13 protein-coding genes are annotated in these 15598 nt (G+C 70.1%); 2 read left to right on the forward strand and 11 right to left on the reverse strand.

All coding sequences use genetic code 11. The annotated features are described in order from the left end of the window. Window positions 1-10: 10 nt before the first annotated feature. Genes JR064_RS11350 through JR064_RS11370 form a run of 5 tightly spaced genes read right to left on the reverse strand, consistent with a single transcriptional unit; the run spans window position 11 to window position 5311 of the window. Entirely contained in the window at window positions 11-1591 is a 1581-nt protein-coding gene (locus JR064_RS11350) for a family 43 glycosylhydrolase (RefSeq protein ID WP_206229789.1), read from the reverse strand. Between the two features lie 50 nt (window positions 1592-1641). Next, window positions 1642-2925, reverse strand: a complete 1284-nt coding sequence (locus tag JR064_RS11355; protein WP_191826358.1) for a TRAP transporter large permease — start codon at window positions 2923-2925, stop codon at window positions 1642-1644. Window positions 2926-2928: 3 nt separating this feature from the next. Continuing rightward, window positions 2929-3447, reverse strand: a complete 519-nt coding sequence (locus JR064_RS11360; RefSeq protein WP_206229790.1) for a TRAP transporter small permease — start codon at window positions 3445-3447, stop codon at window positions 2929-2931. A 10-nt stretch (window positions 3448-3457) separates the two neighbouring features. After that, entirely contained in the window at window positions 3458-4450 is a 993-nt protein-coding gene (locus JR064_RS11365) for a TRAP transporter substrate-binding protein (protein ID WP_206229791.1), read from the reverse strand. A 36-nt stretch (window positions 4451-4486) separates the two neighbouring features. After that, entirely contained in the window at window positions 4487-5311 is an 825-nt protein-coding gene (locus JR064_RS11370) for a 2-keto-4-pentenoate hydratase (RefSeq protein ID WP_206229792.1), read from the reverse strand. A 334-nt stretch (window positions 5312-5645) separates the two neighbouring features. Here JR064_RS11370 and JR064_RS11375 point away from each other — a divergent pair, with 334 nt between their 5' ends. Both JR064_RS11375 and JR064_RS11380 read left to right on the forward strand, forming a co-directional pair. Then, window positions 5646-6719 carry an alpha/beta hydrolase gene (locus tag JR064_RS11375; RefSeq protein ID WP_425510296.1) on the forward strand — a complete coding sequence of 358 codons (1074 nt, stop codon included), beginning with the start codon at window positions 5646-5648 and terminating at the stop codon, window positions 6717-6719. A gap of 177 nt (window positions 6720-6896) precedes the next feature. Next, window positions 6897-8561, forward strand: coding sequence for a carboxylesterase/lipase family protein (locus JR064_RS11380; RefSeq protein WP_206229793.1), 1665 nt, complete (start codon window positions 6897-6899; stop codon window positions 8559-8561). Between the two features lie 216 nt (window positions 8562-8777). On the opposite strand, the gene JR064_RS11385 is transcribed toward JR064_RS11380, so the two are convergent. The 6 genes from JR064_RS11385 to JR064_RS11410 form a co-directional block, all read right to left on the reverse strand. Beyond that, on the reverse strand, window positions 8778-9344 hold the full coding sequence (locus tag JR064_RS11385) for a hypothetical protein (RefSeq protein ID WP_206229794.1): 567 nt from the start codon (window positions 9342-9344) through the stop codon (window positions 8778-8780). A gap of 84 nt (window positions 9345-9428) precedes the next feature. Further along, window positions 9429-10610, reverse strand: a complete 1182-nt coding sequence (locus JR064_RS11390; RefSeq protein ID WP_206229795.1) for a GGDEF domain-containing protein — start codon at window positions 10608-10610, stop codon at window positions 9429-9431. Between the two features lie 273 nt (window positions 10611-10883). Further along, a complete protein-coding gene (locus tag JR064_RS11395) occupies window positions 10884-12431 on the reverse strand; it encodes a PepSY-associated TM helix domain-containing protein (RefSeq protein WP_206229796.1) in 1548 nt (515 codons plus the stop codon). Further along, a complete protein-coding gene (locus JR064_RS11400) occupies window positions 12428-12700 on the reverse strand; it encodes a hypothetical protein (RefSeq protein WP_179570378.1) in 273 nt (90 codons plus the stop codon). Before JR064_RS11400 ends, JR064_RS11395 begins: the two co-directional genes overlap by 4 nt. Beyond that, window positions 12690-12980 carry a hypothetical protein gene (locus JR064_RS11405; RefSeq protein ID WP_406848141.1) on the reverse strand — a complete coding sequence of 97 codons (291 nt, stop codon included), beginning with the start codon at window positions 12978-12980 and terminating at the stop codon, window positions 12690-12692. Before JR064_RS11405 ends, JR064_RS11400 begins: the two co-directional genes overlap by 11 nt. A 12-nt stretch (window positions 12981-12992) precedes the next feature. After that, a complete protein-coding gene (locus tag JR064_RS11410; protein ID WP_338123885.1) occupies window positions 12993-15275 on the reverse strand; it encodes a TonB-dependent receptor in 2283 nt (760 codons plus the stop codon). Window positions 15276-15598 lie beyond the last annotated feature (323 nt).

A 15598-nucleotide genomic window follows, 5' to 3' on the forward strand; every position in this document is an offset into this window, starting at 1 on the left:
GTAGTCATGTTCACTCCAGCGCACGGTAGCGGAATTGGCGGAAATGCACCTTTCCATTTCCGGCCGCATACAGCGCCGGCTTCAGCGCCAGGAACTTGCCGGCGACGTTGTGGTGATAGCCGGACACTTCCATCTGCACCGGGTACTTGGTCCAGGTGGTGCCGTCGCGGCTGCTGTGAATGGTGACGATGTGGCGGTCGTTGCGCACCCGCAGCCACAGGCGGCCGCCCTTGGCGCTGGGCGCCAGCTGCGCCGGGCGCTCCTCGCCGTAGCGGTGCATGACGAAGGCCTCGCCATTGCTGCCCACCCCGGCGTACAGGCGCTCGCTGTAGAACAGCAGCGCGCCGCCCTGCGCGCCGGGTTCGATCTCCATCTCCACCTCGAACTGGTAGGCGGGATCGGGCGCGATCACGGTCAGCGGCGAGCTGTCGCGCGGGGCGCGGCCCTTGCCCTGCACGCTCAGCGTGCCGTCGCCGAAGGACAGACGCTGGGACTCGTCGCGGCCCGGATTGAAGAACGACCACTGCGGGCCGAGCCGGCCGCCGCGGAAATCGTCCGACAACGCCAGCCCGTGCGGCAGCGCCTGCCCGCTGGGCTTTTTCAGCGGCATGCCGAGATCGCCGCCCTTGGCCACGAACCAGCCGTCGGCGGTCCACTCGATCGGGTCCAGCAGCGCCTGCCGGCCCAGCGTCCAGTAGCCGTTCTCGTAGCCGTGGTAGAGCATCCACCAGCGCCCGTCGGTGCCTTCGACCAGGGTCGCATGGCCGCGCGACCACCACGGCTCGGCCGCGCTCGTGGTGCGGGTGATCGGGTTGTTCGGCGCGTTGCGCCACGGCCCGTGGATCGAGCGCGCGCGCGCGGTGATCACCATGTGCCCGGTCGGCGGACCGGCGGTGCCGCCGACCGCGGTGGTCATGTAGTACCAGCCGTTGTGACGGGTGATCTTCGGCCCTTCCTGCGCATAGGCTTCCACGTCCCAGCTTTCCGGGTACGTCCAGCCGTCGTAGACATGCCTGGGCGTGCCGACGACCTTCAACCCGTCGTCGGACAACTGCACGTAGTCGCCGCCGCTCAGGAACAGGTAGCGCTTGCCGTCTTCGCCGACCGCATGGCCGGGATCGATGTACTTGCCCAGGCCGATGTCGATCGGCGCGCTCCATGGACCCCTGATGTCGTCGGCCCAGACCACGAAGTTGCTGCGCTGGCCCTGCTCGCCGCGCCGCGCCGGGAAATAGATGTAGTAGCGGTTGCCGTGCTTGATCAGGTCCGGCGCCCAGATCGCGCCGACGTTCTCGCTGATGGCATGGCCCAGCGGCTGCCAGTTGACCAGGTCGCGCGAGTGCCAGATCGGCAGGCCGGGGTAGGCGTCGAACGAGGACAGGGTGAGGTAGTAGTCGTCGCCGTCCTTGAGCACCGACGGATCGGGATGGTCGCCGGCCAGCACCGGATTGAGAAAAGTCCCGTTGCCCTGGTCGGCGACGCGTTGGTGTTCGATGCCGCGCTTCCAGTCGGCCGCCGCCGCCAGCGTGCTGGCGGCGAGCAGGCCGGCCAGCAGCAGCCAGCGCAGAGGCGAGGTTGTAGGCGAAGCCATGTCGTGCACTCCTTGGTTCGCGCCGCAGCGGCTGCGTGCGGCGCCGCGCATCAGGCACGCAGCGCGCGCGGCAACCACAGCGACAGTTCCGGGAAGAACGCCACGATCAGCAGCACGCACAGCGCCGCCAGCCAGAACGGCCAGATCGTGCGCATGCTCTGGGCCACGGTGATCTGGCCGATCGAGGTGCCGATGAACAGCACCGAGCCGATCGGCGGGGTGATCAGGCCGATGCCGCCGGCCAGCACCATCACCAGGCCGAAATGGATCGGGTCGATGCCGTAGGCCTTCACCACCGGCAGGAAGATCGGCGTGCAGATCAGGATCTTCGGCGCCAGGTCCATGAACATGCCCAGCAGCAGCAGCATCACCACGATCATCAGCAGCACGGTGTTCTTGCCGTCGGCGATCGACTGCAGCAGCGACACCGCCGCCGCCGGCACCTGCAGGTAGGCCAGTAGCCAGCCGAATACCGCCGCGGTGGCGATCACGAAGAGGATCACGCCGGTGGTGCGCGCCGCATGCGTGACCGCGGCGAAGAACTCGGCCCAACGCAATTGCCGATACAGCAGCGCGGTGACGATCAGCGCGTACACCACCGCGATGGCGGCGCTCTCCACCGCGGTGAAGATGCCGGCGCGGATGCCGACGAAGATCAGCGCGACCAGGCCCAGCCCGGGCAGCGCGCCGACCAGGCGCAGCGCCACCGCGCGCCAGCCCGGGAACGGTTCGGTGCCGTAGCCGCGATGGCGCGCCACCGCGTAGCCGGTGATCATCATCGCCGCGGTCATCAGCAGCGCCGGGAAGATGCCGGCCGCGAACAGATCGGCGATCGACAAGCCGCCGCCGGCCGCGGCAGAGAACAGGATCAGGTTGTGCGAGGGCGGCACCAGCAGCGCAACCAGCGCCGCGGTCATGCTCACGTTGACCGCGTAGTCGCGGTCGTAGCCGCGCTTGATCATCTGCGGAATCATGGTGCCGCCGACCGCCGACACGTCGGCGATGGCCGAGCCGGACACGCCGCCGAAGAACAGCGAGGACAGCACGCTGACCTGGCCCAGGCCGCCGCGCATGCGCCCCACCAGCGACGACGCCAGCGCGATCAGGCGTTCGGAGATGCCGCCGCGCAGCATCAGCTCGCCGGCGAAGATGAACAACGGAATCGCGATCAGCGACGCCGAACCGCTACCGGCGGAGATCTGCTGCACCAGCACGATCGCCGGCAGGTCCAGGTAGATGATGGTCGCCAGCGCCGCGGCGCCCAGCGCATAGGCGACCGGCACGCCGATCAACAGCAACAGCACGAACAGCCCGAGCAGGATTGCAATGGCCATGGCTCAGTTCACTCCTTCAGCGGTGGCCGGACGCAGCACCTGCCACGCCTGGTACAACGCGAACACGCTCATCAGCGCGCCGCCGATCGACAACGGCAGGTAGTTGATGCTCTGCGGCAGCGTGGCGCCGGCCATCTTGATGTCCAGCCCGTCCAGCAACAGCACCCCGCCCCACCAGGCGATCACCGCGCCGATGGCGACGATCATCAGCGGACGGATCAGGTCGATCGCCCGGCGCACGCGGGCGTGCATCTTCTCGGCCAGCAGGAAGAAACCGAAGTGGCGCTTGGTGTGCACGCCGGCGGCGGCGGCCAGGCTCATCGCGGTGCTCAGCAGCAGCAGCGTCACCGGCTCGGTCCAGCTCGGCGAATCGTTGAGCACGTAGCGGGTGAACACCTGCCAGCCCTGCACCACCACCAGCCCGAGCAGGGCGGCGGCGGCGATGCCGATGGCGAGGTTGGAGATCCGGTCCAGCAGCCGCTGCAGCGGCGCCACCGGGACGGCAATGGCGTGGTCGGTCATCGGCATGGCCTCAGGCGAAATCGCGGATGCGGCGGTACAGGGCTTCGATCTCCGGCTGCCGCCGGTAGTCGGCCAGCAGCGGCGCGGCGGCCTTGCGGAAGGCGGGCATGTCCACCTCGTTGACCGCCACGCCGTAGTCGAGCACTTCCTGGCGCGCCTGCGCCTCGGATGCGTCCCACAGCTTGCGCATCACCGCCACCGATTGCCGCGCGGTCTCCACCACCAGCGCACGGTCGCCCGGCGACAGCGCCTGGAAGCTGCGCCGCGACATCACCAGCACGTCCGGCGCATAGGAATGCTCGCTCTGCGACCAGTAGCGCGCGGCCTCGAAATGGCGGCTGGACTGGAAGCTGCGCATGTTGTTCTCGGCGCCGTCGATCATGTGCGTCTCCATCGCCGAGAAGGTCTCGCCCAGCGACATCGGCGTCGGATTGGCGCCGAGCATGCGCATCAGCTTGAGGAAGATGTCCGACGAGGCCACGCGCAGCTTGAGGCCGTGCAGGTCTTCGGGACGATGCAGCGGGTGCTTGGTGTTGTAGAAGCAGCGCGCGCCGGAATCGTAGATGGCCAGGCCGACCAGGTCGCGCTGCTCGAAGCTGGCCAGGATGCTGTCGCCGACATGGCCGTCGATCGCGCGGCGCAGGTGCGGCACCGAGTCGAACACGTACGGCAGGCACAGCGCCTGGGTCAGCGGGAAGGTGTTGTTGAGCGCGCCGGAGTAGACGCGGGTGATGTCGATGGCGCCGAAGCGGGCCATGTCGATCGCCTCCGCTTCGCGGCCGAGCTGGCCGGAGTGGTACTGGCGCAGCTTCAGCCGCCCGCCGGTCTGCCGTTCCAGGGTCTGCCCGAACCAGCGCACCGCCTCCACGGTGGGGTAGTCGGCCACGTGCACGTCGGTGGCGGTGAGCAGCTGGCTGCCGCCGCCGGCCTGGGCCAGCGTGCCCAGCGGGGCCGCCGCCGCGGCGGCCAATCCTGCGCCCAGGAAACCTCTACGAGTGATCATGCTGCGCCCTCCCGCGCGTCGTCGGCATGCCGCGGCTCAGGCCGCGACTGCCCTGCAATGAAGTTCGCCATAGCCGTCGAAACGGATCGTCGCGTGCTGGCCGATGGCGATGTCGTGGATGCCGGTGGCATTGCCGGTGGCGATCAGCTCGCCGCGCTTGAGCGGCCGACCGCGCCGCGCCGAACGCGCCAGCGCGAACGCGAACGCGGTGCGCAGCCCGCCGGGCAACAGCGTGGCACCGCCGCTGCCGACGCGCTGGCCCTCGATCAAGGTTTCCGCCAGCAGCGCGGCCTCGTCCAGCGTGGTCCAGTCGGGGACCTGCGGCCCCAGGATCAGGCCGTTGTTGTTGCCGAAGTCGGAAATCACCACGCGCGGCCCCAGCTGGTTGATCGTGGCCAGCGGGCTGCTGGCCACTTCCACGCCGATGAACAGCGTGGACGGCACCTGCGCGGCCTGCTCCGGCGTCCAGTGCAACTGGTCGGCCGGCACGTCCGCGTCCAGCCGCATCACGTACTCCGCCTCGACCGCGCCGAAGCCGCCGTCGAACACCGGAATGTCCGTTGTTCCACCGGTAGCATTCCAGAGGTTGCGGGCGAAGATCGGGCCGAGCAGGCGCTCGTCGCCGGAATGATCGCGGCGCTCGGCGGCGATGTAGCCGACCTTCCAGCCGACCACGCGGTCCGGCCATTGCGCGATCGCCAGGTCCTGCACGCGGTAGGCGGTTTCCAGGTCGTCGGGGATGATCCCGGGGAAATCGGGCAGCGAACGGCCCTGCTGGCGGGCCTGGACGAAGCGGGCCGCGATGTCGGCCAACGCGGGCGGTGGCGTGTCCGAAGGACCGGAATGAGTGCTCAAGGGCATCTCCGCAAGAATATGGGGGATCGAAAGAATTGCTGCGCCGCTCATCGACAGCGCGTTGCGCAGTGTATATGGTAAACCGGTGTCATTGGCAATGTGCGGTGCGGCAAAAAGCCGGGATTGGGCATTCGGGAGTGGGGATTCGCTGAAGCGCTGCGACCCGATCCCTTCTGCAAGAACCCGTCGCTTGCACGGCGCCGTGCGAGCGGATTAGCTGCACATCCTTGACCTGGGAGGGCGACGGATGCGGAACACGACGACAACGGGAGGCGCTGGCGTGGCGCTGGCGGATGCTGCCGACGACACCGGCCGGCAGCGCCGGGCCTCGCGCCCGATCCTGAGGCAGGCGGCCGGCGCGCTGGCGCTGGCGTGGCGCCAGCGCCGGCAGGGCGCACTGGGCGTTTTGCTGGCACTGGCGCTCGCCGGCCCCGCGCTCGCCGCCGAGCACCCGAGCAGCGAAACCGCGGCCGAGCAAGCGGCGCGCATCCCGCTGTGGCCGGATCCGGCGCCAGGCTCCGTGCCCGGCCCCGACCAGGTGCGCATCGTCGACCGCAGCGACGACCCGGCGCTGCCCGACCGCGCCATCAGCGGCCGCTATCAGCCCTATCTGGTGGTGTACCGGCCGAAGACGCCGAACGGCAGCGCGCTGCTGGTCGCCCCTGGCGGCGGCTACGCGCGCATCGTGCTGGACAAGGAAGGCAGCGCCTTGCTGCCGATCTTCGCCGAACAGGCAGGCATCACCCTGTTCGTGCTGCGCTATCGGCTGCCCGATGCGGAAGCGGCGGGCGCCGACGCCGCAGCGCAACGCGACCTGCCGCTGGCCGACGCGCAGCGCGCGCTGCGCCTGATCCGCGCGCGCGCCGCCGATTACGGCGTGGACCCGCACCGGGTCGGCGCGATCGGCTTCTCCGCCGGCGGCCATGTCGCCGCCAGCCTCGGCACCCGCTACGACGAACGCGTCTCTCCGGCGCGCGATGCGATCGACCGGCTCAGCGCGCGGCCGGACTTCCTGCTGCTGCTGTACCCGGTCATCGACATGGGCAGCGGCACCGCGGCGCATACCGGGTCGCGCCTGCGGCTGCTCGGCCGCCATCCCGATGCCGCCACGATGACAGCCTATTCGCTGCAGAACCGCGTGACACCGGCGATGCCGCCGACGTTCCTGGTGCACGCGCAGGACGACCGCGTGGTGCCGGTGGAGAACAGCCTGCTGTTCTACCAGGCGCTGCGCCAGGCCGGCGTGCCGGCGGAACTGCACCTGTTCGCGCACGGCGGCCATGGCTTCGGCACCCGCGGCATCGCCGGCCTGCCGCTGGCCGCATGGCCGACCCAGGCGTTGGAATGGATGCGCAGCGTGCAGGGCGACCCGGCCGCGCTGGCACCGATTCCGCCTGCCGCGCCGAAGCAGTAGCCGGCGCTGCCGCATCGCCATGCACCACGCCGCCATGACCCCGCGCCCGAACGCCGCCCGCATCGGGCCGTCTTGCGCCGCGCTCGGCATAGGCGTGCCGCGCCGCATCCACCCGCCCCTTTCCGCTGCCAGCCCGGGCCCATGGCCGGCGGCGTTTGCCCACGGACTCCGCCACGCATGACCCCACCCGCCGCCATCCTGCCTGCCGACCTTGCCACCACCGCATCCACCGCACCCGACGACCACGGCCGGCGCCGCTTCCTGCACGGCAGCGCGCTCGGCGCACTGGCGTTGAGCGGCGCCTTGCCTGGCGGCAGCGCCGGCGCCGCGCCCACGCCCGTCGATCCGGACGCGCCGCTGGCACGCACCCGCAGCGGCCGCATCCGCGGCTATCGCGAGCAGGGCGTACAGGTGTTCAAGGGCATTCCCTATGGTGCCGACACCGCGTCGCGCCGCTTCCAGCCGGCGCTGCAGGAACAGCCCTGGCGCGGCGTGCGCGATTGCAGCGGCTACGCCGCCTCCGCACCGCAGCTCAAGCTCGACCCGGTCAGCGAGGACTGCCTGTTCCTCAACGTGTGGACGCCCGCCCTGCGCGACGGCGCCAAGCGTCCGATCCTGTTCTACATTCACGGCGGCGCCTACAACAACGGCTCCGGCAGCGATCCGCAGTACGACGGCGCGCGCCTGTGCCGGCGCGGCGACGCAGTGGTCATCAGCGTCAACCATCGCCTCAACGCCTTCGGCTACCTGTACCTGGCGCAGCTGGGCGGCGCCGCGTTCGCCGCGTCAGGCAATGTCGGCCAGCTCGACCTGGTGCAGGCGTTGCACTGGGTGCGCGCGCATGCGGCCGAGTTCGGCGGCGACGCCGGCAACGTCACCGTGTTCGGCCAATCCGGCGGCGGCGCCAAGATCGCCACGCTGATGGCGATGCCGGCCGCGCAGGGGCTGTTCCACCGCGCGTGGACCATGAGCGGCCAGCAGGTCACCGCCGCCGGGCCGCGCGCGGCCACGCAGCGCGCGCAGTTGCTGCTGCAGGCCTTGCAGCTCGATGCCACGCAACTGGCGGCGCTGCGCACGCTGCCGATGCAACGCCTGCTCGAGGCCACGCGCACGCGCGATCCGTCGCGGGTGGAGAACACGTCCCTGTACCTGGGCCCGGTGCTGGATGCGCAGGTGCTGCACCGGCATCCGTTCTGGCCGGATGCGCCGCCGCAGTCGGCGCGCATCCCGATGGTGATCGGCAATACCCACGACGAGACCCGCGCCTTCCTCGGCAACGACCCGGCCAACTTCGCGCTGAGCTGGGACACGCTACCGGCCAGACTGGAGCAGGAGCAATTCGTGGATCTGCTGCCACAGGTGGTGATCGCCGAATACCGGCGGCTGTATCCGCACTACACGCCGAGCGAGGTGTTCTTCGCCGCGACCACCGCCGGGCGCTCGTGGCGTGGCGCGATCGAGGAAGCCGAGGCGCGCGCGCGGCAGGGCGCGCCGACCTGGGCCTACCAACTCGATTGGAGCTCGCCGCTGGACGGCGGCAAGTTCGGCGCGTTCCACACCCTCGACATCCCGCTGGTGTTCGACAACATTCGCCAGCCCGGTTCGCGCACCGGCGACGGCGCCGACGCGCAGCGCGTGGCCGATGCGATGAGCGAAGCGCTGCTCGCCTTCGCCCGCCACGGCGATCCCAACCATGCCGGACTGCCGCGCTGGGAACCGTATTCGCTGGCCCGGCGCGAGACCATGCTGTTCGATGCGGACAGCCGTCTGGTGCACGACCCGCGCGGCGGCGAACGGCGCCTCTACCAGCAGGTGCCGTTCGTGCAGCGCGGGACGTTCTGAGGTGGTGCAGGACGCCCGCCGACGCGCGCATGCCATCCGAGCTTGGTGACGGCTAGCTGCTTCCGATCGCATTCGCCAGCGCGTCTTCGCTCGAGATCGCGCCACGCCCTGTAGGCGCGGCTTCAGCCGCGACAGGCGTTACCGGGAAAGCCTGTCGCGGCTGAAGCCGCTCCTACAACGTGCAGGACATTCCGTGGAGACCGCACACCATCGCGCTCACAAGCTGGCAGAAAGGTAGTAGAGCTTGGAGGTCCGGGTGTCGTAGGCCAGCATGCTGACCTCGTCGACTTCATGCCAGGAAGGATCCTCGGTCCCTCCGTCGCTCGACGCGATGCGCAGGAACGCCAGCATGAAGCGCGGCGAATCCATGTCCGCCTGCGTGGGAAGCCACGGGCAGTCCGGCGAATCGTTGAACCCGATCGCCGTGCGCAATGCGTCCTTCTGCACGGCGCCATGCGCCGGTCCGCGCTGCCAGTGGCGCTGCGCCGCCTTACCGGCCCAAAACGCAGCGGGAATCTTCGCCACCTCGGCCACATAGAAATACGCGTAATCGCGCTGCATCAGTTCATCGGGTGGCTTGCAGGCGTGCTCCATCCGGCGCACGCGCGTCACCGCATCGTCGAGTCCGGCCTGCCGCATCGTCTCGCGCAGGCGGCCGGCATCGTCGCTGCGTTCGATGGCCTTGGAAACGGGGTTGGGCGGGAGCAGATCCAGCGCGACGCATCCCTGCACCGCTGCCGCCGCCACGATCACAAGGACCAGCACGATGTTGCGCAGATGCATGCAAAGCCTCCATTCCGCAAAAGACCACAAGCGTTCGCGGCCGGCATCGCACTGCGCATCCGACCCGCGCCGGCGCCGGCGCTGTCACCAACCCGTGTCCTCGGCCAGCACCACCTGGTTGCCGCCGCCGATGCGCGCGCGCTGCAGCAGCGCTTCGGCGCGTTGCATCAGCGTGGCGGCGGTGTCGGCGGGCGCGGCGAGCAAGGCGCCGACGCTGACGCCGAGCTGTTCGTTGGCCATGTCGGCGTGCGCGATCGCCAGCAGCTCGACCATGTCCCGCAGCGCCGGCGCCACCTGGCGCAGGTGCGCGCCGCTGGCGTCGTACAGCACCAGCGCGAAGCGGCCATCGTCGATGCGCATGGTCACGTCCATCGGCCGCAGCAGGCATTGCAGCACCTCGGCCACGTCCACCACGGCGCGGTCGGCCTCGCGCGGGCCGTAGCGCTGCACGAAGGCGGCGTACCCATCCAGTTCGACCAGGATCAACGCCAGGCCGCGCTGCAGGCGCCGGGTCTCGGCCAGCGCCACCGCCAGGTGCTCGTCGAAGCGGCGGCGGTCGCCCAGGCCGGTGAGCGCGTCGCGCAAGGCCTCGTCGTCGCGCACCCGCCGCTGCAGAAAGCCCTCGCGGCGCGAATGCTCGCGCAGATAGCCGCCGACCGCGCCGATCGGTACCGCCGCCCACAGCAACCATTGCAGCCGCAGGTAGCCGGCCTGCGCGGCGCCGTCCAGCAGCAGATGCGCGGCCGCGGCGCTGATCGCGCACAGCGTCAGCGCCACCGCCACGCTCTGCCACAGCGCCAGGCCCAGCGGAAAGAAACCGGCGACGATCACCAGGGTCATCACCGCGGCGGCATAGCGCAGTTCCTGCGGCGGATAGCCGATGCTCGACAGCACCAGCCCGGTGCCGCCGACCAGCAGCAGCAGCGCCGCCCGGCCCGGCCCGTGCGCATGCGCGCGATGGATCGCCACCGCCACCCACAGCAACGCCAGCAAGGTGGCCGCGCGCACCGCCACCGCGTAGCCGACCAGCCCGGTGCTGCCGGTCCAGCCGAAATGCAACGCGTCCCAGGCCAGCAACGCCAGCGCGATCAGCACCCCGAGCGAGGCCGCCACGCGCTGCGCGAAACCCATCGTCGATGCGGTATAGCGGCGATACGCCAGCTCCAGCGGCGGATCGAAGCGCAATGCGGCGAAGCCGCTACGCAACTGCCTGGCGTAGGCCTCGCCGGACGGAGCGTCGGGCGGTCCTTCGTAGCGTTGGTGCATGCAATCCCCTGTACGCGGCAGCGCGGAACAGAACGTGGTGGCGGTCACAAAAATTGCCGTGCGACGCCCAGCGCCAACGCTGCAGACTTCGACTTCCATGTACATGAGAAATCACTGGCGCGCGATTGTCCACTTTTCGCGGTCGGGCATGCGTGCGATGCGCAGCGCATGCGGGCGACAGGATGCGGCGTGGAGGCGCCGCGGCTGGCATACCACAGCGCGCGCGGCGTTGCCGCAGCGGCCCGAACGACGGCCGAAGTACAGCGCCAGCGCTCAGGTCTTCGCCGGCAGCGCCCACACGCTGTTGGGATCGCCGTTGCGGCCACGGCGACAGGTGGCGCGCGCCATCTGCCAGTACGCCCAGGCCAGGGCCACGGCACAGCCGTCCACCGCCAGCAGCAGCGGACTGCTCCACGGCGCCACCCAGCCGCCGGCGCCGCGCAGCGCGGCCAACGGCACCAGCGCGGTCAGCACCGCGCAGGCCAACAGCAGTTCGTAGGCGCCGCGCGCGGTGGGACGCAGCAACGCCCAGGCCACGCCCAGCCCGAACACGGCGTAGTACACGCCACGCTCCTGCCCCGGCGGCAACAGCCGCGCGGCGACGAACAACGCCGACACGCCGGCCACGCAGCCCAGGCAGACGCCGGTCGTTAGCCGCGCCAGCGCATGCGTGCGCCACGGCTGCGCCGGCTGGCGCCGCTTGCGCCGCGCCTCCACCCACAGCAGGTTGCCGCTGTAGAACAGGAACGCGCCGGCCAGGCCGAGCAGGAAATACAGCCATTGCAGCGGCGCCCCGCCGAAGTTGGCGAAATGCAGCGCCTGCAGTCCGCGCAGCGAGGCCACGCCCGGCGACATGCTCTGCGGCGCCAGCACCCGCAGCACCTTGCCGGTGGCCGCTTCCATCGCGACGCCGGCAAGCGTGTTGAGCCGGCGCTGCGGCTGGTGACCGTAGATCTCCACGCGCGCATTGGCGTCGCCGGCGTCGTGGAAGGACAGGCTCTCCGGCACGAAGCCGGGGCTGGCCGCACGCGCGCGCGCCAGCAAGTCGGCCACCGGCAACGGCGCCGCCTTCGCCTGCGCCGGCTGCATATGCGGGGTCAGTTCGAAATCCGGCGCCAGCACCTGCATCAGCTTGCCGTCGAACACCAGGTACTGGAACGGCGCCAGCAACAGCACGCCCAGGGTCAGCACCGCGCCGGACCAGGCGAAGATCACATGGAACGGCAGCGACAGCATGCCGATCGCGTTGTGCGCGTCCTGCCACAGGCGCTTGACGTTGCGCCCCAGGCGCAGCGCGAACAGGTCCTTCAGGAACACCGGCGCATACAGCACCACACCGCTGACCAGGGCCAGGCCGTACAGGATGCAGACCACGCCGAACAGGTAGGTGCCGAAGGTGCGCGGCAGCCCGGCGGTGAAATGCAGGTCGTACAGGAAATCGGCAAAGCCGCTGCGCTGCGGCAGCTGCACCAGTCGCCCGTCCGCACCGAGCTGGAACTGCACCGCCCCGCCGAACGGCTGCGCCGCCGGCCCGAACGCATACAGCCGCGGCAACGCACCGTGTTCCCCCGGCAGCATCAGCGAGAACGACTCGGCCAGCGCCGGATGCCGCGCCAGCACCGCATCCTGCAGGGCCTGCGCCGCCTGTTCCGGCGTCCGCGTCGCCGGGGCGGCATCCGCCGCCGCGCGCGGCCAGTCGTTGAGCTCGTGGGTGAACACGGTGATCGCGCCGGCATAGAAGGCGATGAACAAGGCCATGCCGGCCAGCAGGCCCATCCAGCTGTGGGCCGACAGGAACTGGCGCAAGGTCGCCGCCTTCATACCGTCACCTGCACCAGGCCGGCGGCCTTCAACGCGTACAACAGGCCATGGCACAGCAGCGTCGCCAGGCCCAGCCACAGCCAGGCGCGCGCGCCGCTGCGGAACACGAACGCCAGCGACATCGCGCCGATCCACAGCGGGAACACCAGCAGCAACCACGGCAGCGTATGCACCTGCAGCGCGCCCGGCCACAGCAGCACGCACAGCCCGACCACGCCCACCGCCAGCGGCAGGCCGAGCACGATCGCCGCCAGCCACCTAGCCCACATCGGCGCGGCCTCCACGCAGGTGCCGCCAGGCATCCAGGTACGGCAGCGCGACCGCGGCGAGCATCAGCGCGCTCAGCGCCGCGAAGATGCCGGCCCACACGCCGAGCGCGGCGATCGCCGCGGCCAGCGCCAGCACGCTCGACACCACGCCGGCCACGTTCAGCGCGCGCGCATGCCGGCGCCAGGCCGGACACAGGCGCTGGTGCGCGGTAGCCAGGTAGAACGCCAGCGCCGCCAGCGGCGCGGCGAGCAGGTACAGGGCGGTGGTCAGCGCGTGCATGGCCATCGTGGGTTACCAGCGCGCTTCGAAGCCGATGCCGACCACGCGCGGTGCGCCGAGGATGGCGATCGGCTGATCCGCCCAGCGGTACTGGATGTACTGCCGGTCGAGCAGGTTGTTGGCGAACACCCACGCGCTCCAGTCCAGGTTCTCGTAGCCGAACTTGGCGTTGAGCAGCGTGCGCGAGGCCAGCCGCGGCGCATCGCTGCCGATGTCGGTGTAGACCTTGTCGCGGAAGTTGGCGTTGAGATTGGCGACCCAGCCCGCGCCGAAGCGCCAGTTGCCGCCGAGCGCGGCGGTCCAGCGCGGCGCATAGGCGAACTCGCGGCCGGCATAGTCGGTGATCTCGGCATCGGCCACGGTCTTGAACTCGTCGAAGCGGGTGCGCGAATAGCCCAGCGAGGCGTACCAGTCGAAGCCTTCGCCGAGCCGGTGGCTGGCCTCCAGCTCGAAGCCGTACAGGTGCGCGCGGCCGGCGTTGACGGTGTTGTAGTCGTAGTCGTTGAGGCCGAAGAAGGCGAAGACCTGCTTGTCCTTCCAGTCGATGTAGTAGGCGTTGGCATTGACGCTCAGGCGCCCGTCCAGCCACTGCGAGCGCAGCGAGGCCTCGTAGTTCCAGGTGTATTCCGGGTCGTAGGCGAAGGCCTGGCTGCGCGCGGTGTTGAAGCTGGAGCCGCCGGAACGGTAGCCGCGCTGCACCACCAGGCTGGCGGCCAGGTCCGGGCTCCATTCATAGCGCGCGCCGAGCTTGGGCAGGAACGCGCTGAAGTCGCGCGTGTTGTCCGGCACCTCGCCGCTGGCCGCATCGACGATGCCGGCCACGCCCGCGTTGATCGCGGTGATCGCCTGGTACAGCGCGGTTCCGGGACTGGCGAAGCTGGCCGCGCTCGGATAGCTGCCGACGAAGGTCGCGGTGGTACTGGAGGCCATCTCGTAGCGCTGGCGGTCGTAGCGGAAGCCGCCGATCAGCGAGAAGCCGCCGCCCACATGCCATTGCCCGTCGGCGAACAGCGCGCGGTTCTCCGAGGTGGTCGGCGCGTCGCTGACGTACAGCACCGGGATCACCGGCAACGCCTGGCCGTAGGCGGCCGAGATCGCCGCGGCATTGGCGGCCGGGAAGCCGGCGCCGGTCAGCAGGCGGGTGATGGTGGCGAGCGGGGTATTCACGTTCAGACGGTTGACCACGTCGTTCTGGGTGTCGTGCTTGGCCCAGTACAGCCCGAACAGGCCGTCCACGGCCTGGCCGTCGTAGTTCAGGCGCACCTCCTGCGAAGTGGTGCGGGTGGTGGCCAGGCGCCTGGCGTAGGCGACCTGGGCGGCGCTGCGGTCGCCGTCCCAGCTGCTGTCCATGTCCACCTTGTTCCAGGCCGTCACCGCCGACAGCGACCAGGCCGCATCGATCGCGTAATCGACGTCGAGGGTGGCGATGTCGCTGTCGGTCTGGCTGCGGTTCGGGGTGTTGTCGTGATTGACCCGGCGCTTGAAATAGTCCGCCTCGTCGGTGGGCACGTACACGTACAGGTACGGCCCGTTGCGATGCGCCTTGGTGTAACCGAGCTGGACCTTCAGCCCCTCGATCGCCGACGGCGTCCACAGCAGCTTGCCGCGGTAGGTCAGCGCGTGCTGCGCATCGTCGGAGGCCTGGCGCGTGTCGTTCCAGCTGTAGCCCTCGAAGCTGCGCTGCTCGACCGAGGCGCGGAACGCCAGTTCGTCGGCCACCAGCGGACCGCCGAACGCCGCGGCCAGGGTCCGGTCGGACGGATCGGAGGCCAGCACCCGCAGCTTGCCCTCCCAGTCCATGGTCGGCTCGGCGGTGCGCAGGATCACCGCGCCGGCCAGCGCGTTCTCGCCCTGCAGCGTGGACTGCGGCCCGCGCAGGATCTCCACCTGCTGCAGGTCCCACAGGCTCAGCGGCGCCGAACTGATCGCGTTCTGCGGCAACGCTGCGCCGTCCAGGTAGATGGTGGCCAGCGGCGCATCGCCGCCGCCGTCGATCTCGCGGATGCCGCGGATGGTGAAGCCGGTATCGCCGTAGCTCTGCGCCACGTTGGCGGTGCGGTTGAACACCTCGTAGAGGTTCTGCAGGTTTTCCTGCTCGATCCGCGCCTGGGTGGTCACCGCCACGCTGCTGGTGGTGTCCTGCAGCGTGCGCGCGCGCTTTTCGCCGGTGACGACGACGCGGTCCAGGGTGGTGGGATCGGCGACATCCGCTTCGGCGGCCAGCGCAGGCGCTGGAGCATGCAAGGCCAGAACCGCGGCGACGGAAACAGACAGGGGCAGCAAATTGACGCGCACGCGCATCGCTCCGTAGAAAGAAGATCGGACGGAGGCATGGCGACGGCTGTGCCTGGCTGCCGGACCCGGCAGCGCTGGGCGCGGACTTTAACAGAGCGTGAAGATGGCGGCTACAAATTTGTGCGGTGTATCAAAGGCTGCCATGGCGGATCTTCGGCATGCCGTCTTCCCGCTCGCAAGGATGGAGCGGCCTTTTGTAGGAGCGGCTTCAGCCGCGACGGGCGTTACCGATAGATCCTGTCGCGGCTGAAGGGCACCTCGAACAACCGGTCAGATCATCGCGATGGCCTCTCAGCATCCGGCGCCCCAGTCTGAGAGCAGCA

Origin of the sequence: Xanthomonas bonasiae, assembly GCF_017163705.1 — a bacterium.
Taxonomy (GTDB): domain Bacteria; phylum Pseudomonadota; class Gammaproteobacteria; order Xanthomonadales; family Xanthomonadaceae; genus Xanthomonas_A; species Xanthomonas_A bonasiae.